The organism is Rhodococcus sp. P4_C10, from assembly GCF_056402135.1.
Map to the genome: position 1 here is coordinate 45,805 of NZ_JBFUHZ010000001.1, position 23,285 is coordinate 69,089.

At 69.1% G+C, this 23,285-nt stretch carries 21 protein-coding genes and 1 pseudogene; 13 read left to right on the plus strand and 9 right to left on the minus strand.

From position 1 onward, the window contains the following. Window positions 1-4: 4 nt before the first annotated feature. Window positions 5-1,192: an alpha/beta hydrolase family protein gene (locus AC1DWC_RS00215; RefSeq protein ID WP_477905083.1), complete on the plus strand. Its 1,188-nt coding sequence runs from the start codon at window positions 5-7 to the stop codon at window positions 1,190-1,192. 71 nt (window positions 1,193-1,263) lie between these two features. Here AC1DWC_RS00215 and AC1DWC_RS00220 read toward each other — a convergent pair whose 3' ends face one another. Both AC1DWC_RS00220 and AC1DWC_RS00225 read right to left on the minus strand, forming a co-directional pair. After that, the gene (locus AC1DWC_RS00220) at window positions 1,264-2,007 is read right to left on the minus strand and encodes an SDR family NAD(P)-dependent oxidoreductase (protein WP_477905084.1); all 744 of its coding nucleotides are present in this window, start codon (window positions 2,005-2,007) and stop codon (window positions 1,264-1,266) included. Between the two features lie 31 nt (window positions 2,008-2,038). Continuing rightward, window positions 2,039-2,962 carry a 3-oxoacyl-ACP reductase gene (locus AC1DWC_RS00225; protein ID WP_477905086.1) on the minus strand — a complete coding sequence of 308 codons (924 nt, stop codon included), beginning with the start codon at window positions 2,960-2,962 and terminating at the stop codon, window positions 2,039-2,041. A 305-nt stretch (window positions 2,963-3,267) separates the two neighbouring features. Here AC1DWC_RS00225 and AC1DWC_RS00230 point away from each other — a divergent pair, with 305 nt between their 5' ends. Beyond that, the gene (locus AC1DWC_RS00230) at window positions 3,268-4,761 is read left to right on the plus strand and encodes an MFS transporter (protein ID WP_477905088.1); all 1,494 of its coding nucleotides are present in this window, start codon (window positions 3,268-3,270) and stop codon (window positions 4,759-4,761) included. A gap of 209 nt (window positions 4,762-4,970) precedes the next feature. Continuing rightward, window positions 4,971-6,605: an acyl-CoA synthetase gene (locus AC1DWC_RS00235; RefSeq protein WP_477905090.1), complete on the plus strand. Its 1,635-nt coding sequence runs from the start codon at window positions 4,971-4,973 to the stop codon at window positions 6,603-6,605. 54 nt (window positions 6,606-6,659) lie between these two features. Here AC1DWC_RS00235 and AC1DWC_RS00240 read toward each other — a convergent pair. Together AC1DWC_RS00240 and AC1DWC_RS00245 are read right to left on the minus strand one after the other, a co-directional pair. Then, window positions 6,660-7,145, minus strand: a pseudogene (locus AC1DWC_RS00240) (nuclear transport factor 2 family protein); the annotation flags it as partial. A gap of 31 nt (window positions 7,146-7,176) precedes the next feature. Continuing rightward, window positions 7,177-8,046, minus strand: a complete 870-nt coding sequence (locus AC1DWC_RS00245) for an LLM class F420-dependent oxidoreductase (RefSeq protein ID WP_477905092.1) — start codon at window positions 8,044-8,046, stop codon at window positions 7,177-7,179. Window positions 8,047-8,275: 229 nt separating this feature from the next. Between AC1DWC_RS00245 and AC1DWC_RS00250 the strand changes: the two genes are divergently transcribed. Beyond that, window positions 8,276-9,160 (plus strand): IclR family transcriptional regulator, encoded by an 885-nt coding sequence (locus AC1DWC_RS00250; RefSeq protein ID WP_477905094.1) that lies wholly within the window; start codon window positions 8,276-8,278, stop codon window positions 9,158-9,160. Window positions 9,161-9,220: 60 nt separating this feature from the next. Here the strand turns inward: AC1DWC_RS00250 and AC1DWC_RS00255 are convergent, their stop codons facing one another. Next, window positions 9,221-9,733, minus strand: coding sequence for a flavin reductase family protein (locus AC1DWC_RS00255; protein WP_477905096.1), 513 nt, complete (start codon window positions 9,731-9,733; stop codon window positions 9,221-9,223). A gap of 157 nt (window positions 9,734-9,890) precedes the next feature. On the opposite strand from AC1DWC_RS00255, the gene AC1DWC_RS00260 reads away from it, so the two are divergent. The 7 genes from AC1DWC_RS00260 to AC1DWC_RS00290 all read left to right on the plus strand — a co-directional run bounded on the left by AC1DWC_RS00260 (window position 9,891) and on the right by AC1DWC_RS00290 (window position 17,857). Continuing rightward, window positions 9,891-10,769, plus strand: coding sequence for an alpha/beta fold hydrolase (locus tag AC1DWC_RS00260; protein WP_477837722.1), 879 nt, complete (start codon window positions 9,891-9,893; stop codon window positions 10,767-10,769). After that, the gene (locus AC1DWC_RS00265; protein WP_477905098.1) at window positions 10,766-12,463 is read left to right on the plus strand and encodes an FAD-binding protein; all 1,698 of its coding nucleotides are present in this window, start codon (window positions 10,766-10,768) and stop codon (window positions 12,461-12,463) included. Before AC1DWC_RS00260 ends, AC1DWC_RS00265 begins: the two co-directional genes overlap by 4 nt. Window positions 12,464-12,528: 65 nt before the next feature. Next, window positions 12,529-13,707, plus strand: a complete 1,179-nt coding sequence (locus AC1DWC_RS00270) for an acyl-CoA dehydrogenase family protein (protein ID WP_477905100.1) — start codon at window positions 12,529-12,531, stop codon at window positions 13,705-13,707. A 34-nt stretch (window positions 13,708-13,741) separates the two neighbouring features. Further along, entirely contained in the window at window positions 13,742-14,656 is a 915-nt protein-coding gene (locus AC1DWC_RS00275; RefSeq protein WP_477905102.1) for a VOC family protein, read from the plus strand. A 449-nt stretch (window positions 14,657-15,105) separates the two neighbouring features. Further along, window positions 15,106-16,419 carry an MFS transporter gene (locus tag AC1DWC_RS00280; RefSeq protein WP_477905416.1) on the plus strand — a complete coding sequence of 438 codons (1,314 nt, stop codon included), beginning with the start codon at window positions 15,106-15,108 and terminating at the stop codon, window positions 16,417-16,419. Between the two features lie 20 nt (window positions 16,420-16,439). Further along, the gene (locus tag AC1DWC_RS00285; RefSeq protein WP_477905104.1) at window positions 16,440-17,057 is read left to right on the plus strand and encodes an RBBP9/YdeN family alpha/beta hydrolase; all 618 of its coding nucleotides are present in this window, start codon (window positions 16,440-16,442) and stop codon (window positions 17,055-17,057) included. 68 nt (window positions 17,058-17,125) lie between these two features. Next, window positions 17,126-17,857 (plus strand): flavodoxin family protein, encoded by a 732-nt coding sequence (locus tag AC1DWC_RS00290; RefSeq protein WP_477905106.1) that lies wholly within the window; start codon window positions 17,126-17,128, stop codon window positions 17,855-17,857. Between the two features lie 59 nt (window positions 17,858-17,916). Here the strand turns inward: AC1DWC_RS00290 and AC1DWC_RS00295 are convergent, their stop codons facing one another. Further along, on the minus strand, window positions 17,917-19,065 hold the full coding sequence (locus AC1DWC_RS00295) for an alpha/beta hydrolase (protein ID WP_477905108.1): 1,149 nt from the start codon (window positions 19,063-19,065) through the stop codon (window positions 17,917-17,919). Window positions 19,066-19,239: 174 nt separating this feature from the next. Here AC1DWC_RS00295 and AC1DWC_RS00300 point away from each other — a divergent pair, with 174 nt between their 5' ends. Further along, the gene (locus AC1DWC_RS00300) at window positions 19,240-19,608 is read left to right on the plus strand and encodes a VOC family protein (protein WP_072843494.1); all 369 of its coding nucleotides are present in this window, start codon (window positions 19,240-19,242) and stop codon (window positions 19,606-19,608) included. An 86-nt stretch (window positions 19,609-19,694) separates the two neighbouring features. Here the strand turns inward: AC1DWC_RS00300 and AC1DWC_RS00305 are convergent, their stop codons facing one another. Genes AC1DWC_RS00305 through AC1DWC_RS00315 form a run of 3 tightly spaced genes read right to left on the minus strand, consistent with a single transcriptional unit; the run spans window position 19,695 to window position 21,905 of the window. Then, window positions 19,695-20,486 carry an SDR family NAD(P)-dependent oxidoreductase gene (locus AC1DWC_RS00305; RefSeq protein ID WP_072843493.1) on the minus strand — a complete coding sequence of 264 codons (792 nt, stop codon included), beginning with the start codon at window positions 20,484-20,486 and terminating at the stop codon, window positions 19,695-19,697. A 14-nt stretch (window positions 20,487-20,500) separates the two neighbouring features. Next, window positions 20,501-20,728 (minus strand): hypothetical protein, encoded by a 228-nt coding sequence (locus AC1DWC_RS00310; protein WP_477905111.1) that lies wholly within the window; start codon window positions 20,726-20,728, stop codon window positions 20,501-20,503. 16 nt (window positions 20,729-20,744) lie between these two features. After that, window positions 20,745-21,905, minus strand: coding sequence for a 3-ketosteroid-9-alpha-monooxygenase, oxygenase component (locus AC1DWC_RS00315; RefSeq protein WP_477905113.1), 1,161 nt, complete (start codon window positions 21,903-21,905; stop codon window positions 20,745-20,747). A 176-nt stretch (window positions 21,906-22,081) separates the two neighbouring features. Here AC1DWC_RS00315 and hsaA point away from each other — a divergent pair, with 176 nt between their 5' ends. Beyond that, on the plus strand, window positions 22,082-23,248 hold the full coding sequence (gene hsaA, locus AC1DWC_RS00320) for a 3-hydroxy-9,10-secoandrosta-1,3,5(10)-triene-9,17-dione monooxygenase oxygenase subunit (protein WP_477905115.1): 1,167 nt from the start codon (window positions 22,082-22,084) through the stop codon (window positions 23,246-23,248). The last annotated feature ends 37 nt before the right edge of the window (window positions 23,249-23,285 follow it).

Here is a 23,285-nt window from a genome sequence, read left to right on the forward strand (position 1 = left end):
TGCCATGCGTCCGTCCCACGTTTCCGTCCGAATCATAGGCGCGTTGGCAGTCACTGCCATTGCTGTGACCGGCTGCTCGAGCAGCGACGACAACTCCGCCACGGCGGCCTCCCCGGTCCCGAACGGCGGCGACGTGCTCTCATCCGCGTCGCTGACCAACGCGGCCGTGCTGCCGAGCGCCGGCCGCAGTGAGCTGATCACCTACGCGTCGGAGAACGGCGAGGGCAAGCCGATCGTCGTCTCCGGCACCGTGGCGATCCCGTCCGGGACCGCACCGGAGGGCGGCTGGCCGGTGATCAGCTGGGCGCACGGGACCACCGGGATCGCGGACACCTGCGCGCCGTCCGGGGACACCGTCGACGGCGCCGTGCACGACTACGTCGGCACCGTCAGTGCCACCCTCGACCAGTGGGTCAAGAACGGCTACGTGGTGGTCCAGACCGACTACGAGGGCATGGGTACGCCCGGCGACCACACCTACCTCAACGCGACCTCCGAGTCGAACGCGGTCGCCGACATCGTCAGGGCCGCACGGCACCTCGATCCCGCGGTGGGCAGCAAGTGGTTCGTCGGCGGCCACAGCCAGGGCGGTGCGGCCGCGATCAGCGCGTCCGACCAGGCCGTCGACCGGGCACCCGAGCTCACCCTGCTCGGTGCGATCGCGGTCGCGCCCGGCAGCGGCCTGAGCCAGACCCCGCAGTACATCGCGAGCGGCAGCCAGGCAGTGGCGCCGGTCCTGTCCTTCCTGCCGATCACCCTGCTCGGCGCGGCGGCCGCGGATCCGGCGGTGGTGCCGGAGGAGATCGTCACGCCGGCAGCGGAGCCGCTGATGAAGGCGGCGCGGACCGGGTGCATCGCCGACATCCGCGCGGCCATCGGAGGCATTCAGGTGAACTCGGTGATCCGCCCGGGTGCAGACCTCGGTCCGTGGACGGACTACCTGGCCAAGCAGGAACCGTCGAACGCCAACCCCAAGGTTCCGGTGCTGTTCGCGCAGGGCACCGCGGACGCCCTGGTCACGCCGGCCGCCTCGCAGGTCCTGGTGAAGCAGTTGTGCGAGAAGGGAACCGAGCTCGACTACCGCAGCTACGAGGGCGCAGACCACCGCGCCAGCGTCGCCGCCTCGCTGGCGGACGCGACCGAGTTCACCAAGACGCTGCTGGCCGGCGAGAAGACGCCGACCACCTGCTGACCCGCTGAACACCAAGCGCCCCTTGGCTACTGGATCGCAGTAGCCGAGGGGCGCCGTTGTGTGTGGCTCGGTCAGCGGAGCTTGATGCTGCCGCCGTCGACCATCAGTGTCTGGCCGGTCATGTAGCTCGCGTCGGCGCTGGCGAGGAACACCGCGACCCGTCCGATGTCCGACTCGGGATCGCCGAACCGGTGCAGCGGCGTCTTGGCGAGCAGCACGTCCTCGATGCCCGGGTTGGCCTCGATGTAGGCCTGGACGCCCTCGGTCAGCGCCAGCGGCGAGATGATGTTGACGTTGACGTTGTCCGACGCCCACTCGTTGGCCGCGACCCGGCTGATCGCCCGGATCGCTTCCTTCGCGGCGCCGTACGAGCCCTGCGTCACGCTGCCGTCGATGCCCGCGCCGGAGGCGAAGTTGATCACCGACCCCTCGTTCGCGGCGAGCTGCGCGTGTGAGGCCTTCATCAGCCAGAACGTCGGGTAGAACCCGGTCCCGAACGACAGGTCGAGCATCTCCTGCGTGGTCTCGAGCAGCGGCGCCTGCCGGGACGCGTGCGCGTTGTTGACCAGCACGTCAAGCTTGCCGAACGCCTCGACCGCGGCGGCGACGATGGCCGCCGCGCTCTCCTCCTTGGAGATGTCCGCGTTCAGGAACTTCACGGCACTGCCGAGTTCGTCCTCCAGCGCCTTGCCCGCGTCGTCGTTGATGTCGACGACCAGGACCTGGGCGCCCTCCTTGGTGAACGCGCGGACGATGCCGCGTCCGATACCGCCCGCGCCGCCGGTGACGATCGCTACTTTTCCGTCCAGCCTCATGCGTGGCCTTCCCTGTGGTGTCGGTGGGGTGTCAGTTGATCGCGAGCGCCGGCTTCTCGAGCTCCGCCACGCCGTATGCCGCATACGTCTCGTACGGGCCGCGGCCGACGAAGTAGGACGAGAGCTGCTGGTCGAGCTCCTCGACGGTGAACGCGGAACCCGCTGCGTCGAAACGGTTCTCGACCTGCGGTGCCGCCATCAACGCGACCATCTTGCCGTACACGACGAAGACCTGGCCGTTGATCTCGTGCGAGGCGGGGGAGGCCAGGTAGCTGACCAGGGTGCCGACACGCTCGGGGGCGAGCGGGTCGAGCGCGCCGGCGAGGTCGCCGGCCTCGCCGAACGCCTCGGCGGTCATCGCGGTCCGGGCGCGCGGGCAGATGGCGTTGGCGGTGACGCCGTAGCGGGACAGGCCCTGCGCGGTGGAGAGGGTCAGCGCGGTGATGCCGGCCTTGGCGGCCGAGTAGTTCGGCTGTCCGGCCGAGCCGAACAGGAACGCCTCGGAGGAGGTGTTGACGACGCGCCCGAAGATCGGTCCGCCGGCAGCCTTGCTGGCCTCGCGCCAGTACACGGCGGCCGCGCGACTGGTGGCGGCGTGACCCTTGAGGTGCACGCGGATGACGTCGTCCCAGTCGGACTCGCTGAGGTTGAAGATCATCTTGTCGCGGATCACGCCGGCGTTGTTGACCAGGATGTCGAAGGTGCCGAAGTTCGACACGGCCTCGGCCACCAGGCGCTCGCCGAGGGACCAGTCGGAGACGTCGCCGAGCACGGCGACGGCCTCGCCGCCGGCGGCCTTGATCTCGTCGACCACCTCGTGCGCGGCCTGGCCCATGTCGTTGACGACGACGCGCGCGCCCGCCGCGGCGAGGGCGAGTGCCTCGGCCTTGCCGAGTCCGGCGCCCGCCCCGGTGATGACGGCCGTCCGGCCTTCCAGGCTCACTGTTTCGCCCATGGGGGCCTCCTTCGTAGTTGGTGCGTCCGTGTCTCTGCTCGTAAAATTAGTATTAATTCTAGTTTGTTCGCAAGGGATCATCCCGCCCTGCGGTGGGCGGATGGAGGCATCCGTGAGCGTGCGCCATGAAAGGCACAATTCGTTCTAATTTGATTTCGAGGTTCTAGATTGGGTCATGGGTACGGTGTCCAGTGGTCCCGGTCACCGGGAGTGACCCAGGACACGTGACGGATCCGTGGGATCTTTTCTCCGAAAGAGCTGGGTGAAATGCCCGGCAGTGGTAGTACGAGCGGTCCGGAGTCCCAATGAACAAGATGCCTCTCGCCAACGGCGAGGCAGAGCGCGCGCCCCTGACGAAGGGGCGGTCGTTCCTCCTCCTCGCAACGGTGATCCTGCTGGTCGAGGTCATCCCGCTGGCGTACAACTTCGTCACCCCGGCGCTGCCCGAGATCGCCGGGCACTTCCAGACCACCGCGGTCGGCTGGGTGATCACGCTGGTCACCCTGGTGCTCGCGGCGACCACGCCGATCATGGGCAAGCTCGGCGACATCTACGGCAAGAAGCTCGTGATGCTGTCGGCCTCCGCGGTGTTCGCGGTGGGCTGCCTGATCGCGGCGGTGGCGCCGAACTTCGAGCTCTTCCTCGTCGGACGCGGCCTGCAGGGCGCGGGCATGGGCATCCTGGTGCTGGCGTACGGGCTGATCCGCGACGTGCTCCCGCGTGAGCTGGTCCCCGTCGCGGTGGGCTTCATCGCCACCGGCATGGGGGCGAGCACGATCCTCGGACCCGTCATCGGCGGCTACCTGATCGACCACTTCGGATACGCCAGCGTCTTCTGGGCGCAGCTGGCGCACGTGACGGTCGCCGGTGTCCTGGTCGCGCTGTTGGTCCCCGAGTCCACGCTGCGCACCAAGTCCCGCCTCGACGTGGTCGGCGCGCTGATCCTCGCCGTCGGCGCGTTCGTGCTGCTCTTCGGCATCGGCAAGGCCTCGACGTGGGGCTTCGCCGACGTCCGGACGCTGGGCACGGTGCTCGGCGGCGCCGCGATCCTCGCCGCCTGGCTGCTCTACGAGCGCCGGCCGGCCGAGCCGCTGGTCGACCTCGAGCTGCTGCTGCACCGCCCGGTCGCCAAGACCTTGACCGCCAGTGCGCTCGTGCAGTTCGTCCTGATCAGCCACTCGATGCTGATCCCGATGTTCGTCATGACCGACCGTTCGCTCGACCTCGGCTACGGATTCGGCCGGACCGCGCTCGGTGTCGCACTGTTCACAATCCCCACCGGCATCGCCTCGATGATCGCGGGGCCGGTCGGCGGCTACCTGTCCCGGCGGACCGGTCCCGCGCTGGTGCTGGTCGCCGGCGCCGGTGCCCTGGCCGTCGGCTCGGCCATGCTCGCGTTCATGCACGACACCACCGGCCAACTGATCGCCGGCCAGATCGTGATGGGCCTCGGCCTCGGCGCCGCGTCCTCCGCGCTGCCGAACCTGATCATGGGCACGGTGCCCGCGACGTCGCAGGGCATCGCCGGCGGCATGCTCAACCTGTTCGGGTCGATGGGCAGCGCGATCGGCAGCCAGCTGGCCGTCGCGATCCTCACCGTCCCCGGCGTGCTGGTGGCCGCCAGCAAGATGCCGATGTACCTGGAGACCGGCTACGTCTACGCCTTCGGTGCCCTCGCCGTGGCCGGGGCGCTCGCCGCGGTGGTCGGGCTGTCACTGCACACCAATCGGACCCAGTCCGCGCCCGGTTCACCGGCACTCGTCGACGAGCCCGCGCAGCCGGTCGCGATCGGTCACTAGCCACGGTGGGCCCGCGGACGCCTTGCGCGGGCCCACGGTGTTCGACCAGCGCCGTCGGAGCGCGTGCGGCGGCGTAACGAGATATTTTGGACAACTCACGATTTCGGCCCGGAGGCTTGGCTAACGTGACGGCTGACGCAGCAGCTGTCCGCCGCCACCTCACGGGAGGCCGAGCCTCCCGGACGGCCGCGCCCAATGAAAGGTCGACCATGTCGAGTACGTCCTCCGCCCTCAATCTCGCCGACATCTTCGAGGCTGTCGTCGACGCCATGCCGGACCGGGAGGTGCTGGTCTGTGACGATCAGCGCCGCACCCTCGCCGAGCTCGACGAGCGTGCCAACCGTGTCGGACACCACCTGATCGACGCGGGGGTGCGGCCCGGCGACCACGTCGGCATGCACATGCGCAACAGCGTCGAGTTCGTCGAAACCCTGCTGGGGCTGTTGAAGATTCGGGCCGTCCCGGTCAACGTCAACTACCGGTACATCGACGCCGAGCTGCGCTACCTCTACGCCAACGCGGACCTGACGGCCGTCGTCGTCGACGCCGACTTCGTGGACCGGACCGCGGCCGTGGCCCCGGACTGCCCGACCCTGCGGCACGTGCTGGTGCTCGGGGAGCCCTCCCCGGCATCCGCCGCCGGGCTGGCCGCCGTGGTCCCGTCCGTCTCCGACTACCGGAGCGACGTCGACTCCGCTTCCGGAGCAAGGGATTTCCCGAGTCGCAGCAACGACGACCTGTTCGTCATCTACACCGGCGGCACCACCGGCATGCCCAAGGGCGTGCTGTGGCGGCAGGAGGACTTCTTCCGGTCCGCCCTGGTGAGCGGCAACCAGTACGGCGACGGCTACGACGACGGTCCGTCGCTGGCCGCCGCACACGCCCAGAACCCCACCCCGCCGAGCTTCCTGCTCACCGCGCCGCTGATCCACGGCGCGGCGGTGTACACGCTGTTCACCGGCCTGTTCATGGGCACCAAGACGGTGCTGATGCGGCAGTTCGACGCGCTGGAGTCGCTGGCGCTGATCGAGCGGGAGAAGATCAACATCTACATGATCGTCGGCGACGCCATCGGCCGGCCGTTTGCCGACGCGGTGGCCGAGCACGGCGGCGAGTTCGACCTGTCCTCGCTGTTCGTCGTCGGCTCCGGCGGGGCGCTGTGGTCGCAGGCCGTGCGCGACCAGATCACCGGACTGTTCCCGAACATCTACCTCAACAACGGATTCGGCTCCTCGGAGTCCGGCATGGACGGCAGCATGCAGGCGCTCGAGGACGGCTCGCTGCGGATGGCGCCGCGGCCCGGCGTCTGTGTCGTCGACACCGACCTGCGCCCGATCGCCCCCGGCTCGGACGACATCGGCTGGGTCGCCCACTCCGGGCACGTGCCGCTCGGCTACTACAACGACCCCGCCAAGACCGCCTCCACGTTCCCCGTCGTCGACGGGGTGCGGATGTCGGTGCTGGGCGACATGGCGCGGATCGAGGCGGACGGCTCGATCGTCATCCTCGGTCGCGGGTCGGCCTGCATCAACTCCGGCGGCGAGAAGATCTACGTCGAGGAGGTCGAGGAGGCCCTCAAGAGCCACCCGGCGGTCTTCGACACGCTGGTGGCCGGCCTGCCGGACCCGCGGTTCGGTCAGCGGGTCGCGGCCGTCGTGCAGCTGCGCGAGGGCGCGGCGGCCACGGCCGAGGAGCTCACCGAGCACTGCCGGGAGCGGATCGCCCGGTACAAGGTGCCGCGCGAGATCGTCGAGGTGCCGGCGATTCTGCGGTCGCCCTCCGGCAAGGCCGACTACCGCTGGGCCCAGAGCACATTGGAGAAGGAGTCGGCGGCCCGCGGCTAGCGACGACGCCCACCCAAGAGTTGAACGAGGCGAGCCCCCGACGGATTTCTCCTTGGCGGTGACGCCCGCCGAGAGGATCTCGCGGGCCGAGTCGCGGCCGTCGATGATCCGGTTGGTGCGCAGGGTGACCATCCACCGGCCGTCGATGCGGGCGAATTCCCAGCGGTTCGCGGTGATCCGGGCGACGTGGTAGCTGCGGGTCTCGGGATCGTGCTTGACCAGCTGCGAGTGGCAGGTGGCCACCGCGGTGTCGCCGTCGATCTCGAGGTGCGGCGGTCCGACCAGGTGGCCGCAGCCGCCGGCGATGTAGGACTGGTGCGGGGCGGAGTGCACCATCGCCTCGATCTCGGCGCGTCCGGACAGGCAGCCGGTGTCGACGTCGTAGACGCCGTCCTCGGTCCAGAGCCCGGCGACCGCGGCGCTCTCGCCGCTGTCCACTGCGGGGCCGTAGGCGCTGATGATGTTCATCAGCTCGAGCTTGTCCTCGAGCAACTGGACGCGCTGTTCGAGCCGGACGAGCAGGTCTGCGGTGTCGGTCATGGGACGGGACTCCTTGATGTCGGGTCGGGGTTCAGTCGAAGTCGATGCCGAGCGGAACCGCCAGCGCCACGAGCGCCGCGAGCTGGTCGGTGAAGTGGTCGGGGCTGGTCGCGGCGATGTTCACGCTGGCGATCGTGGCGCCGGCGTCGCGGAGCCGGGACAGCGTGGTGGCGGCGGCGKCCGCCGCCCCGGTCGGGTCCAAGGTCCGGCCGGCATTCAGCACGATCTCCATGTCCTCGGGCACCGGGGCCTTCGCGAGCATCCCGGCCAGGTCGTCGATCCGCAGGCCGAAGGGGACCCAGCCGTCGCCGAGTTCGATGGCCCGGCGCAGCGAGCGGGGCGTGCGTCCGCCGATCCACAGCGGCACGTGCTGTTGCACCGCGTGCGGCTCGACCACGAAGTTCTCGAAGTCGTAGAACTCGCCGTGGTACTCCGGGTTGGGCTTGCCCAGCGCCGCCCGCAGTGCGCGCAGTGCATCGTCGGCAAGCGCGCCCCGGCCCTCGAACTGCGCGCCGATCAGGTCGAACTCCTCGCGCAGGCTGCCGACGCCGAGTCCCAGGGTCACCCGGCCGCCGCTGAGTCGATCGAGGGTGCCGTAGCGCTTGGCGATCTCGAGCGGGTGGTGGTAGCCGAGCACCAGCACCTGGGTGACCAGTCGGATCCGACTGGTGCGGGCGGCGAGGAAACCGAGCGTCGACAGCGGGTCCCAGTAGGTCCCGCCGCGCTCGGTGGCGATCTCCACCGGGACCGCGACATGCTCGCTGCAGGTCACGTGGTGGAAACCGAGCCGGTCCGCGGCCTCGGCGATCCGGGCGACCTCGTCGATCCCCGCGCCGACCTCCCAGTCCGCACGGGTGGCCGGATGCTGGATGAGCACGGGGCTGACGATCCCGATTCGCATGTTTCTCTCGCTCCGTGTGGGTGGGCGCCGGGGTGGTGGGGGCGTGAGCCGGCGCCGTAGTTGCCTGATTTCATATCGCAGTGGCCACGGCCTCAGCGACTACCTCCCGCTGAACGGGACGTGTCGTTTCGCGATGGGGGCTCCCGTTCGCCGGGTGAAGTTGCTACTGTTTTAGAAATCATTTCAGTTTTGCAGATCGGGAATCTCGATCGGTATCGGAGGAGACGCCATGACGGTGCTCACAGACGCCCCCGCCGCAAGCGACAAGCGCGACGTTCCCCCCTCCATGGTTGAGCGGATGACCCTCATCCTCGATGCGTTCGACGGCCGGGCCGCCCGGCTCACGCTGGAAGAGGTGGCCTGCCGTTCGCGTCTGCCGCGGTCGACCGTGCACCGCATTCTCGACTCGCTGGTCAAACTGAACTGGGTCGAGCACGCGTCGTTCGGCTACCGGCTCGGCCGGCGTGCCCTCGGCGTCGGCGGCGAGGGCGGACACGCCGAGGTCCGCGAGGCCGCGGCTCCGCTGCTGCACGAACTGCACCTGCAGACCGGCATGGTGGTGCACCTGTCCGTCCTCGACGGGCACGAGATCATCTACCTCGACAAGGTCGGCGGACGACTGGCCAGCTCCATCCCGTCGCGGGTGGGCGGTCGCATCCCCGCGCAGTCCTCCGCGTGCGGCAAGGCGATGCTCGCCTGGTTGGACCCGGAGCGGGTCGACGCGCTGTTCGAGGGCAACCTGGGCCGCTCCACCGAGCGGACCATCGACGACCTCGGCATCCTGCACCTCGAACTCAACCGGATTCGGCAGCGTCGAGGCCTGGCGTTCGAGCGTGAGGAGTCGGCCCGGGGAGTGGCGTGCGTGGGCAGCGCGGTGCGGGGGCCCGAGGGCCCCGTCGCCGCGGTCTCGCTGTGCGGGGATTCCCGCACGGTGCAGCTCGAACGGGTCGCCCCCCTGGTCGTCGACGCCACCCGCGAGATCGCCCGGACCCTCCACCCGGAGCTGGGCACCCCGCGTCGGGCCGTGCCGCCGGCCCCGGTGGTGCCCGCGGACACCTGGTCGCCCGAGGCGAGGAGCCGGCTGCTGTCGGTGCAGAGCGGCGGCTGGATCTAGTCCGGTCACTCGGGCCTGACGGGCCAGGCCCCGCTCAACCGGGCCGACGAGCCCGGCCCGTCAGGCGCCGCCGAGTCCGAACTGGCCGCGGAAGAACACCATCGGCGCGGCGCCGTGGACCTCCTCGAGTTCCAGCACCCGGCCGATCACCACGTCGTGGTCGCCGGCCATGTGCACCGCGTCGACCTCGGCGTGCACCCTCGCCAGGACCCGCGGCAGCGCCGGGGTCTCCCAGCGGGACAGGTCCCAGTCGAGGTCGTCGAACTTGCGCCCGCGGCTCGAGCCGAACCGCCCGCACATCTCCTCCTGGGTCTCCGCGAGGACATTCACCGTGAACCGTCCGGACCGGCGGATCCGGGGCCAGGCGACGCCGCGGTGATCGGCGCAGAACAGGACCATCGGCGGGTCCAGCGAGACCGACGCGAAGGACTGGCAGGCGAATCCGACGGGACCGTCGTCGTCGAGGCCGGTGACCACGGTGACCCCGCTCGCGAACTGGCCGAGGACCCGCCGCATGTCGGCCGGCTCGGGGGTGAGGGACTTCGGGGTGTCTACCTGGGTGTCTGCGACCATGGCCCGAGCGTAGGAACGGCCGGTCCGGCCGTCGGCCGGGTTCCCGATGAGTGGAACTCGTCCCGAGCCCCGCCGAGGAGGCTCGGAAGACCCTTCGCGATCTCGCTGATCGGGATCTCGGGTCCCTGAGTGGGCAGGTGCTGGCAGCGTGAGTTTCATGACGAGCGAACTCACCTACGAGGGCACCTTGCGGGAGGTCCAGACCGACCGTGGCCTGCTGAAATACCACGAGGCCGGCGACGGTCCGCCGCTGCTCCTGCTGCACGGCTCCGGGCCGGGTGTCACCGGGTGGCGCAACTACCGTGGTGTGCTCGGGGATTTCGCGGAGCACTTCCGCTGCCTGGTGCTCGAGTTCCCCGGCTTCGGCGTCAGCGACCCCGGCGACGGCAACCCGATGGTCATGGCACTGGCCTCGGTGGGCACCTTCCTCGACGCCATAGGCGTCGAGGGACCGGTGGACATGATCGGCAACTCGATGGGCGGGATCGTCGCGACCAACGTCGCCATCCACCAGCCCGAGCGGGTCAACAAGCTCGTCACCATCGGCGGCATCGGCAAGAACGTCTTCGCGCCGGGCCCCGGCGAGGGAATCAAGCTGCTGATGGAGTTCACCGACAACCCGACCCGCGAGGGCCTGGTCCGCTGGCTGCAGTCGATGGTCTACGACCCGGCCGTGGTCACCGAGCAGCTGATCGAGGAGCGTTGGGCGCTGGCCACCGAGCCGCTGACGCTGGAGATCGCCGCGCGGATGTACAGCAGCAAGGCGTTCGCCGCCAACACGGCCGCCGCGAAGGCGTCCGGGATGACGCCGTACTGGGCCCAGTTCCACAAGATCAAGGCCCCCACCATGCTGACCTGGGGTCGCGACGACCGGGTGAGCCCCGTCGACATGGCGATGCTGCCGATGCGCGACATCCCGAACGCGGAACTGCATGTGTTCCCCAACTGCGGCCACTGGACGATGATCGAGGCACGTGAAGCCTGGGTCTCGGCGGTGCTGGCATTCCTCACACGCAAGGACGGACAGACCGAATGACCAACTGGGACAACTTCGACCAGGTCGTCGACTTCCTCGTCGTCGGCAGTGGCGGTGGCGGCATGTCCGCGGCCATCGCGGCGGCGGACAGCGGACTCGACACGCTGGTGATCGACAAGGGGAAGACCTTCGGCGGTTCGACCGCGATCTCCGGTGGCGGCATCTGGATCCCGAACGCTCCGACGCTGATCCGCAAGGGCGCGCAGGACGATCCGGCTGCGATCCGCCGGTACCTCAAGAATCTCACCGCGGGCGCCGGCGTCACCGACGCGCGGATCGACGCGTACATCGCCGGCGGCCCGAAGCTGATGGAGCTGCTCGACACCAGCCCGCACATGAAGCTGTACTGGGTGAAGGGCTACTCCGACTACCACCCGGAGGACGACGGCGGCAGCGCGCTCGGCCGCACCATCGAGTGCATGCCGTTCGACACCCGCACGCTGAAGGAGGACGAGAAGTTCCAGCGTCCGAACAGCATGAAGGGCCCGCTGGGCCTGTGGGTCACCTCGAAGGACTACCACGACCTCGCGATGGTCAAGCGCACCTGGAAGGGCCGCAAGGCCTCGCTGGTCGCGGCCTGGCGGGTGGCGTCCAACGTGGTGCGGCGTCGGCACATGTCCACCGGCGGTCGCGCGCTGGTGGCCCGGATGCGGATGGTGCTCAAGGACGCCGGCATCCCGCTGTGGCTGAAGACCTCGATGACGGAACTGGTGACCGACGCGAACGGCGTCGTGATCGGTGCGGTCGCCGAGCGCGACGGCAAGACTGTCCGGATCGGCGCGCGCCGCGGCGTGCTGCTGGCCACCGGCGGCTTCGACCACAACCAGCAGATGCGTGATCAGTACCTGCCCGAGTTCGGCCGCGCGAACATCAGCGCCGGCGCCAAGGAGAACGTCGGCGACGGCATCGTGGCCGGCCAGCGGCTCGGCGCCGCAGTCGACCTGATGGACGACGCCTGGTGGATGCCGTCCGTGTTCCATCCGATGGGCGCGGTGATCCCGCTGGTCTCCGAGCGCTGCATCCCGCCGTCGGTGATCGTCAACAGCCAGGGCGAGCGCTTCACCAACGAGTCGTCGCCGTACGTGAACTTCGTGCACGACCAGCTCGACGGCGGTCACGTCCCGGCCTGGTTCATCATGGACACCAAGGCGAAGAACCGTTACCCCTTCGCGCAGGTGCTGCCGAACATGCCGTTCCCGCAGGGCTTCTACGACTCCGGCGTGGTGCACAAGGCCGACACGCTGGCCGAGCTGGCCGCGAAGGTCGGGATCCCCGCGGACAAGTTGGCGGCCACGATCGAGCGGTTCAACGGATTAGCCCGCAGCGGCACGGACGAGGACTTCGGCCGGGGCGAGAGCGCCTACGACCGGTACTACGGCGACCCGACCATGAAGAACCCGAACATGGACGAGATCGTCAAGGGCCCGTTCTACGCGATTCGCTGCGAGGCCGGTGACCTGGGCACCAAGGGCGGGCTCGTCTGCGACGAGAACAGCCGGGTGCTGCGTGCCGACGGCACCGCCATCGCCGGGCTGTTCGCCACCGGCAACACCACCGCCTCGGTGATGGGCAACGAGTACGCAGGCGCGGGCGCCACCATCGGTCCGTCGATGGTCTTCGGATATCTCGCCGCGAGGTACGCCGCCGCGAATACTCTCCCACTGAGCGAGAGCGCACCTGCGACGTCCAGCTGAGGCTGGGACGTTCATCAGCAGGAGGCGGCTCGCCGCCAGATAATCACAAGAGAGCCGAGGAAGTCATGGGTCAGGTTCAGGAACGCATTGCGCAGTACGCAGACGAGATCCGCGCGGAGGGCGCCGAGGGCGACAAGCTCATGCGCCTGTCGGACACGTCCGCCAAGCGGCTGCGTGAGTCCGGCGCCATCAGGATGCTGCAGCCGAAGAAGTACGGCGGCCTCGAGGTGCACCCGCGCGAGTTCGCGGAGACCGTGATGAGCGTCGCCGCAATGGACGGCGCCACCGGGTGGATCAACGGCATCGTCGGCGTGCACCCGTGGGAGATGGCCTTCTCCAGCGAGCAGCTGCAGGAAGACATCTGGGGTCAGGACAACGACACCTGGGTCGCCTCGCCGTACGCGCCGCTGGGCGTCGCGAAGCCGGTCGACGGGGGCTTCGTCCTCAACGGCCGCTGGCAGTTCTCCTCCGGCACCGACCACTGCCAGTGGGTCGTCCTGGGCGCGATGCGCGGTGACGAGAACGGCAAGCCGCTGATGCCGCCGGTCTCGATGCACGTGTACCTGCCCCGCGAGGACTACGAGATCGTCGAGGACTCCTGGGACGTCATCGGTCTCCGCGGCACCGGCTCCAAGGACGTCATCGTCAAGGACGCGTTCATCCCGACGCACCGGACGATCCTGGCCAACGACGTGATGGACGGCACCGCCCAGCGCGAGTCCGGCCGCACCGAGACGCTTTACAAGATGCCGTTCTCCTGCATGTTCCCGCTCGGCATCACCTCGGCGGTGATCGGCATCGCCGAGGGCGCACTGTCCTGCCACATCGAGGCGCAGAAGACCCGTGTCGCGATCACCGGCACCAAGATCAAGGACGACCCGTACGTCCTCTACGCCATCGGTGAGGCTGCCGCCGAGATCGCGGCCTCGCGGGCGGCGCTGCTCGAGACCGTCGACCGGTTCTGGGACATGACCGAGAAGGGCAAGGAGATCGACTTCGAGGCCCGGGCCATCGGTCGTCGTACCCAGACCGCCGCGGCGTGGCGTGCCGTGCGTGCCGTGGACGAGATCTTCGCCCGGTCCGGTGGCAACGCTGCGCACTACAAGTTCCCGATGCAGCGTTTCTTCCGGGACGCGCACGTCGGTATCGCGCATGCGATCCATGTGCCCGGTTCGATCTTCCACTCGTCGGCGCTCACCCAGCTCGGTGGCGAGCCGCAGGGCATCCACCGGTCGATGATCTAGGCCCACTCGACACGTAGAAGGATTGGTAGAGAACATGACTGAAATCCGGTCGCTCGGATACCTCCGCGTCCAGACGACGGACATCCCGCGCTGGCGCGAGCTGGTCGTCGACGGCCTCGGCATGGCCGTCGGGTCGGGTCCTGAGCCGGACGGGCTGTACCTGCGGGTCGACGAGCGTCGCTCGCGGCTGCAGGTGCTGCCCGGCGACGTGGACCGTGTGCTGGCCGTCGGCTGGGAGGTCCGCGACCAGTTCGCGCTCGAGGCCGTGCGCGAGCAGGTCGAGAAGTCGGGCGTCGAGGTCACCGAGCTGACGGAGGAGGAGTCGCTCTACCGGGACGCCGAGCGGGTCATCACCTTCCGTGACCCGTCCGGCACCCAGGTCGAGGTGTTCTTCGGTCCGGTTCTCGACCACAGCCCGGTGGTGACCCCGCACGGCGGGAACTTCGTCACCGGGGCCTGCGGGCTCGGGCACGTGGTGCTGCCGACGCCGGCGGCCACCGAGACCTACGCCTTCTACACCGAGGTGCTCGGGTTCCTGCCGCGCGGCGCGGTCCGCCTCGGCGGTCCCGACGCGCCCCTGCCGGCCCGGCGGGTGCGCTTCCTCGGCGTCAACCAGCGGCACCACAGCCTGGCGATCTGCCCGGCGCCGCCGACCGAGGCCCCCGGCATGGTGCACCTGATGATGGAGGTCGACACGCTCGACGCGGTCGGTCAGGCACTGGACCGGGTCGGCAAGCTCGGCTTCTCGATCTCGTCCACGCTGGGTCGGCACACGAACGACAAGATGGTCTCGTTCTACGTGCGGGCACCGGGTGGCTGGGACCTCGAGTTCGGCACCGAGGGCATGCTCGTCGACGAGRSYYACTACACCGCGGARGAGATCACSGCGGACAGCTACTGGGGCCACGACTGGTCCGGCACCGAGCCGCTGGCCGCGTTCCAGCAGTAGCCATCGCTGTCGGGCTGCCTCCGGGTAGCCCAGCGGCCGTAGCAACCTGATCGCCACCACTGGGCATCAGTCACGTACCGAGTACGTGGCTGGTGCCCAGTTGTCGTTTGCAGGACCGGGTTGTCCGGCCGCGCCCCAGGTTTCACTTCAGCCCCATCGGCCCGCGCATTCTCGTTCTGTTCCCCCCAGAATGGGTGGGTTAGCGGTCACTCTGTCCCCAACTGGTAAGAAGGCCGTCCCGATCCGCTAAGTGCAGATCGCATTTTGCCCCTAATGTTGTCCGCATCACAGAGTGGCGCTGGTTTTTGGTGCCGCTCGCTCCGTGGGCGATGGGGGGACCTCGATCGCCCACGCTGGTCGGCCGAGCCGCCGACCGCCGCATCAGGCTTCCGCATCCGAGGCTGATCGCATCACCGTCTTTCAGTCCGACCAGAGGAGAAGCCGTGACTCTGAGTACAACCGCGCCGGAGGTTCCCGGCACCGATCGCAAGGCCGATCGGCCCAAGTCGCGGGTCTATCCGTGGGTCGTGCTCGTCCTGGCGTTCTCCCTGCTGCTGTCGGACTACATGTCCCGCCAGGTTCTCAGCTCGGTCTTCCCCTACCTGAAGACCGAATGGGCGCTGTCGGATTCGCAACTGGCATCCCTCACCAGTGTGGTGGCGCTGATGGTCGGCCTGCTGACGCTGCCGATCTCGATCCTGGCCGACCGTTGGGGCCGGGTGAAGAGCCTGGTGTTGATGGCGGTGCTGTGGAGCGTGGCGACGCTGCTGTGCGCGATCGCCACCAGTTACGGGCAGATGCTCGGTGCCCGGTTCCTGGTCGGCATCGGCGAGGCCGCCTACGGCAGTGTCGGCATCGCCCTGGTGATGAGTGTCTTCGCGCCGCACATGCGATCGAGCCTCGGCGGCGCGTTCATGGCCGGCGGCTCGTTCGGCTCGGTGGTGGGTGTCGGTCTCGGCGGGTTCGTCGCCGCCCAGTTCGGCTGGCGCTGGTCGTTCATCCTGATGGCGGTGCTCGGCCTGGTCCTGGCCGCCGCCTTCCGGGCCGTCGTCACCGAGGATCGGCTGGACCGGTACTCGACCGACGAGCCGGAGGACGGTGCGGCGTCGCAGCCCGGCTTCCGGGCGCCGTTCCGGAGCCTGTTCAGCAGCACTTCGGTGCTGTGCGCCTACGCGGGCAGTGGCCTGCAGCTGTTCATGTCGTCCACCCTGTTGGCCTGGCTGCCCAGCTTCTTCAACCGCTACTACGACATGGAGCCCGGCCGGGCGGGCGGGACCGCCTCGTTCTTCGTCCTGTTCATGGGGGCCGGCATGGTGCTGTGCGGGATGATCACCGACCGGGTCAGCAGGCACGACGGCGGCCACAAGTGGACCAGCGCGATCGCCTACTGCCTCATCGCGATGACGTCGCTCGGTATCGCCTTCGGCATGGACAACGGTCCGGTCCAGCTCACCCTGTTGGCCGTCGGCGCGTTCTTCTCGGCGGGTAGCTCCGGCCCGGCGACGGCCATGGTCGCCAGCCTGACCCATGCCTCGGTGCGGGCCACCGGCCTCGGTGCGCTGACGCTGGCCAACAGCCTGCTGGGGTTGGCCCTCGGACCCTTCGTCGTCGGGATCCTGGCCGATCGGTTCGGGCTCGCCGCGGGCATGCAGCTCGCCGCGCTGGTCTACGTGCTGGCGCTTGCCGCAATGGTCGTCGGCAAGAGGACCTATCCCGCAGGCCTGCGCAAGCTGGCCGAGCTGTCGGCACGTTCAGCGCACTGAGGTTGGAAGCGGCGTTGACGATGGCGGACGCCAAGCCGCCGACCTTCGTGATGGTCCCGGGACTACGGGGCCACGTGGAGGATCACTGGCAGACCCTGCTGGCCGCGGAGTTGGACGGCGTGGTCACGGTGCCGCCGATCGAGCGGGAGGGTCTGAGCCGGGACGCGCGGGTTGCCGCCCTCGACAAGGTGCTGGCCGGGCTGTCCGGTCCGGTGTTCCTGGTCGCGCACAGCGCCGGTGCGCTGATCGCCGTGCACTGGGCGCAGCAGCACCGTCGGCCGATTCAGGGCGCACTGCTGGTCTGTCCTCCGGACCCGGACGTACCCCTGCCCGCGGGGCACCCGAGTCCGGAGGCGTTGGCGGACAACGGCTGGTTGCCCACGCCGCGTGAGCAGCTGCCCTTCCCCTCCCTGGTTGCGGCCAGTACCAACGATCCGCTCGCGGCGTACGGGCGCGTCGTCGGGATGGCCCGTGACTGGGGTAGCCGGCTGGTGGTGCTGGGCGAGGTGGGTCATCTCAATCCCGCATCCGGGCACGGCCCGCTGCCGCAGGGGCGCGAGCTGCTCGGGAATCTGGTCCGCCACGCCGCGCGGCCGGCCGAGATCCTGGCCGGATCGGTTGGCGCGCCGGGACGGTGAGGCCTTCTCTCCGGCTGCGCCGGCGCATATCGTGAGGAGTCGGGTCCACCTCTGGGAGGAGTCTCGACATGGCCAGTCCGTCCGTATCGGATCCGGCACCCAGGTTCGAGGGGGTGCTGGCGGTCTACGTGAACTGCACGTTGAAGCGGTCGCCGGAGCGCAGCCACACGCAGGGGCTGATCGACCGCAGCGTCGAGTTGATACGCGGCGCCGGGGTGGCGGTGGACCAGATCAGGGCGGTCGACCACGACATCGCGACCGGCGTCTACCCCGACATGACGGAACACGGCTGGCCGAGTGACGAGTGGCCACGGCTCTACGAGCGGATCGTGGCGGCGGACATCCTGGTGCTGGCCGGACCGATCTGGCTGGGAGACAACAGCTCCGTGATGAAGAGGGTGATCGAGCGGCTGTACGGGTGCTCGTCGATCCTCAACGACAAGGGGCAGTACGCCTACTACGGGCGGGTGGGCGGCTGCCTGATCACCGGGAACGAGGACGGCGTCAAGCACTGCGCGATGAACGTGCTCTACAGCCTGCAGCACCTGGGCTACGTGATCCCGCCACAGGCCGACGCCGGCTGGATCGGGGAGGCCGGGCCGGGTCCGTCGTACCTGGACGAGGGATCGGGCGGACCCGACAACGACTTCACCAATCGCAACACGACATTCATGACGTACAACCTGATGCACCTGGCGGCGATGCTCCGCCGGGAGGGCGGTATTCCCGCGTACGGGAACCAGCGCTCACTGTGGGATGCCGGGTGTCACCCGAGCTTCGCCAATCCCGACTACCGCTGACAAGGCGGTGGCCGCGCCCCGTGAGGAGTGCGGCCACCGGGTGTCCGTGAGGTTCTCGGTCAGGCGGGCACGCCGAGCGAGCGGGCCAGCGTCGGCCAGGCCTTGGGCAACTGGTCCACCCAGTAGGCCCAGGCGTGGGTGCCCGTCGCCTCGAAGTCGAACGTCGCAGGAATGCGCAGGTCCTTCAGTTCGGACTGCAGGTTGCGGGTGCAGATGTTCGCCATCGCCTCGATGGATCCGCCCACCACCACCCGCTCGGTGTAGTTGGCGATGTCGGGGGTCTCGTACCGGCCCGGTGCGCCCGACGCCACCGAGACGTAGATGTCCTTGTCGCGCAGCGCTTCCGCGTTGCGTACCGAGTCGTGTTCGGCCCACCGCGGTCCGCCGACCTCGCCCCAGAGGTTCGCCGGGTCGCCGCCGCGCGAGGACACCGTCGCCTGCACGCTGAGGCGTCCCACGTCGTCCTTCGTCGAGTAGCAGCCGCTGAACACCGCAATGCCGCGGTACATCTCGGGGTACCGATGGGCGAGCATCATCGCGCCCTGCGCCCCCATGGAGGCGCCCATCAGTGACTTGACGCCGTTGGTCTTCAGGCGTGCGTCGAGCAACGGCGGCAGTTCCTTGGTGATGAAGGTTTCCCACTTGTGCAGGCCGACGCCCGGATCGATTCTGTCCCAGTCGGTGTACATGCCGGACACGCCGCCGTTGATCATCACGACATTGACGTTCTTGTCCGCGAAGAACTGCGGAGCGCCGCCGATGGTGACCCATCCGCTGGTGTCCTCCCCGGCGTCCACGCCCTCGAGCGCGTAGATCGACGGCCGCGGAACGGAGTTGTCCTTCGGCAGAAGGACTTCCACCCCGATGTCGCGTCGCATCGCCGGCGAGGCCACCGTGAAGCGGACCAGCTGATCGGACTTGTTCTCCTCGCCGACGATCGCCGCGGTGGTGATGTCGTCGCGGAGCGGCGGCAGCGGTGGGTGCTCGTTCTGGAGCGGACCGGGAATCGTCGATCCGGCGCTGACACTGCCCCCGTCGGAACTGCCGAACACGCTGCCGAGGCTGCCGCTCGAACTGCCGCCGCTCCCGGTGTCGGGCGCGGCCGCCGCGGGACCCATCGGCAGCGCGACGAGCGACGCGACCGAGACGCCGAGGATCCCCGTTTGAATGGTGCGGCGCACCGAGCGCCCCGAGACCGAACTCCACATGACAGAACTTCCCCCACGAAAGATCCAAGTTGATTGGCCCGAAGGTACCGTGGCCACCCCGGATACCACGACAAATCCGACGAACTGCGTTTGTGTGACCGGACACGGTCGCGGTTGCCGCCGCCCGGCGCGCGCGGCAGGCTGGAGGCACCGTCGCACCGACAGGGGGCCGCCATGTCCACCTCGTTCAACCACACGATCGTCTACGCGAAGGACCGGGACCGTTCGGCGGCGTTCTTCACCGACCTGTTCGGGCTCCCGGACGCGGTGCCGACCGGGGTGTTCCTCTCGGTGCGCCTCGACAACGACGTCACCCTGGACTTCGACGGTCCGCTCGACGAGGTGCAGTCCCAGCACTACGCCTTCCACGTCAGCGAGGACCAGTTCGACGCCGTCTACGGCCGGATCGTGGAGCGCGGTCTCGAACACTGGGCCGACCCGCGGCGGTCGGTGCGCGGGGAGGTCAACACCCACAACGGGGGCCGCGGCGTCTACTTCGAGGACCCGTCGGGCCACTTCATGGAGATCCTCACCAGGCCGTAGAGCGGCCCGGTGGTGGCCGCAGACGATCGTGGCCGCACCCGGTAGGGGGGGGCGSCCACGATCTGATCCAGGCGGTTCGGGGGGTGCTACTTGCGGTTGAGCAGCTTGCGCATGGCCTCGGCCGCGCCCTTGACCATCCGGTCACGGGGGAAGCCGCTGCGCTTCTCGGCGGCCTCGTAGTTGCCGCCGGCCACCCACACCGGGCCGTCGGCCAGGTGCTCGAGGCCTTCCCGGGCGACGTCCTCGGGCTCGGCGACGAGCATGCCCGGGATGTCGAAGTTCAGGCCCGCGCGCACCATCGCCGGGGTGCGGGTGACGCCGAGGATCAGCTCGACGACATGCACGCCGTGCGGCTCGAGCTCGAGCCACAGGCTCTCCGCGAACACCCGGCTGAACGCCTTAGACGCCGCGTAGATGCTCTGGTGCTCGGAGCCCATGTAACCGGCCAGCGAGCCGAGCAGCATGACGCCGCCGCGACCGCGGTCCTTCATCCTCGCGCCGAAGTGGTGCGAGAGTTCGAGCTGGCGGGTGATGTTCAGGTCGATGACGCCACGGAAACCGTCGAGGTCGCCGGTGACGAACTCGTGACCGTAGCTGTTCGCGCCGGCGTTGAAGATCATCAGGCCGACCTCGACGTCGTCGGTCGCGGCCCGGACCTGATCCATCGCGTCGGCGGCCAGCAGGTCCAGCGACAGTGTGCGGACCTCCACCCCGTGTGCGCGGACCTTCTCCGCGGTCTCCTCGAGCGGGCCCGGCTTGCGGGCGATCAGCACGAGGTTCAGGCCGGCCTGCGCCAGCTCGTCGGCGAAGGCCGCACCGACGCCCTCGGAGCCGCCGGCGATGACGGCCCACGGGCCGTACTGGTTCTTGTCGATCATGTCGGTCCTTTTCGTCAGTGGTCGGCGATCTGGGGGGCGGGCACGGGGTCCTCGTCGGTGACGGTGAGTCGACCCTCGACCGCCGCGGTGTGGATCGACGCGGTCAGCGACTCACACCGCATCACCGGCGCGCCCGGACGGCCTTCCCGGCCTTCCCAGGTGTGGATCTCCCGGCACGCTTGCTGGGCGGCCTCGTTCCACTGCACCGCGGTGTGCTCCCAGCTGTGCTTCTGGACCTGCACACAGGCCCCGCACCGTTCACACGCCAGCGGCTGCATTCTCCCGTGCCTTCTGCTCGAGGTTCGAGTCCACTTCCTTGCGCCAGGACGCGACGGCCTTGGAGGTGTCCATCTCGTGTTCGAACCTTTCCACCATCTCCGGCTGCACGTCGGCGGCGTCCACGTAGAACTGCTCGTACCAGCGGCGCAGCTGGTAGACCGGGCCGTCCTCCTCGCACAGGAGCGGGTTCTCGATGCGGGTCTTGTTCTTCCAGATCTCGATGTCCTGCTCGAAGCCCTTGGCGATGAAGGTGCCGAAGTTGGCGGCCATCTCCGTGGCCGCCTCGCCCTGGAACTTCTCGGACTTCTTGACGATGATGCCGTACATCAGCACGAACTTGTCGGGGCTGACCGGGTAGTGGCAGTTGAGGAGAACGGACTCGACGTTGTGGTCCTCGTACTCGTAGGTCAGGTCGTCGATCATGAACGACGGACCGAAGTACGACGCGTCCGAGTGGCTGCCGACCATCTTGGGGGTGCCGGCGGCGTGCGGGCGGGCGTCCTCGCGGGCGGTGCCGCGCATGAACTGGCTCGCGACCTGGCCCTCGAAGACGTTCTTGAAGTACGTCGGGAACGAGTAGTGCACGTAGAAGAAGTGCGCCATGTCGACGATGTTGTCGACGATCTCGCGGCAGTTGGTGTCGACCTCGGTGGTGTACCAGACCCAGTCGGACCACTCGTCGGACAGCGCGCCCTCGATCCGGGGGATGTACATGTCCTGCTCGCCCGGGGCCTTGCCCTCAGCGTCGTGCCAGACGAACAGCAGGCCGTCCTGCTCGAGGGTGGTCCAGGATCGGGTGCGCGCCAGCGGCGGGACGCGGCGGGCGTAGGGGATGCCGGTGCACTTGCCCTTGCCGCCCCAGCGCCAGTCGTGGAACGGGCAGGCGACGGAACCGTCCTTGATGCTGCCCTGGCTGAGGTCGCCACCCATGTGGCGGCAGTACGAGTCGAGGGCGCTGAGCTTGCCCTCGCTGTCCTCGAAGACCACCAGCTTGCCGCCGAAGGCCTCGACGCCGTGCGGCTTGCCGTCGCGGAAGTCCTTCGCGAGGCCGAGGCAGTGCCAGCCTCGCGCAAACCTGCTCGGTGCGGCGCCGGCGTCGATGACGCGGATCTCATCGTCTGCGGACTGCGTGGTGGTCACGGTTGTTCCATCCCTTCGAGCGATGCCGCCTGGACTGCGGCGAAAGACCATTGGCGATCGTTGTCGGCGACGCTAGTGAGGGCGGTCACGGGGTTTTCGCCCGATCTCACTGGCCGGGACCTCCTGGCCGAGTGCGCCGTTCGGGCGCCCCGGGGTCGCCGATAAGATCTGTTGACATGGACAACGAGGTTCTCGAGGCTGTTCGTGACCTTCTTCCGGGCATCGCGGATGACGCCAGGGCAACGGAAGAAGCCCGGCGGATCCCAGTACAGACCATTCGTGCTCTGACCGACGCCGGCGTGTTCCGAATGTTGCAGCCGGTTCGGTACGGCGGCACCGAGTCCGATCCGGTCCACTTCTTCGAGACGGTCCGCGCGTTGTCCGGCGCCTGCGGGTCCACCGGCTGGGTGGCCTCCGTGCTCAGCGTGCACCCGTGGCATCTCGCGCTCTACCCGGACCGCGCGCAGGCCGAGGTGTGGGGCGAGAACCCGGACACCCTGATCTGTTCGTCGTACGCCCCGCTCGGCACGATGAGGCCGGTCGCCGGAGGGTACGAGGTCTCCGGGGTGTGGCGGTTCTCCTCCGGCGTGGACCATGCGGACTGGGCGTTGCTGGGAGGCGTGCTGGTCGGGGCGAACGGCGAGACTGTCGACTTCACCACCATGTTGGTGCCGCGCGCGGACTACGAGATCCGCGACATCTGGGACACGGTCGGACTCCGGGGCACCGGCAGCAACGAGATCGCGGTCGATTCGGTGTTCGTGCCGGCACACCGGGTGATGCGCAACTTCGAGTTCTCGCAGTTGCGCGGGCCGGGCCAGGAGGTCAACACCGGCCCGCTGTACCGGATCCCGTTCGCGGCGGTGTTCACCACGGCGATCGCCTCGCCGGTGGTCGGGGTGGTGGCCGGCTGCTACGAGACGTACCTGGCGACCATGCGGGACCGGGTGCGACTGAGCCTGGGCGGCGGCCGGTTCGCCGAGACCAGGTACGCGCAGGTGACGGTGGCCCGGGCGGCCTCCGAGATCGACGCCTCGATCCTGCAGATGGACCGCAACATCCGGGCGCTGTACGACGCGGCCGCCGCCGGCGAGGAGATCCCGATGCGGCTGCGGCTGCGGGCGCGGCGCGACCAGGTGCTCGGCACCGAGCGTGCCCTCGACGCCATGGAGAAGCTGTTCAAGACCGCGGGCGGTCAGTCCCTGGACCGGGGCAACCCGATCGAGCGGGCGTGGCGCGACGCCCATGCCGGCGGCGTGCACGTCGCCAACGACACCGAGCGCGCGCTCGAGCTCTACGGGCGAGGCGCGTTCGGACTGCCGGTCGAGGACAACATGGTCTGAGGCCGGGCGCCGCGCGTTCCGGGGCAACATGATCCGC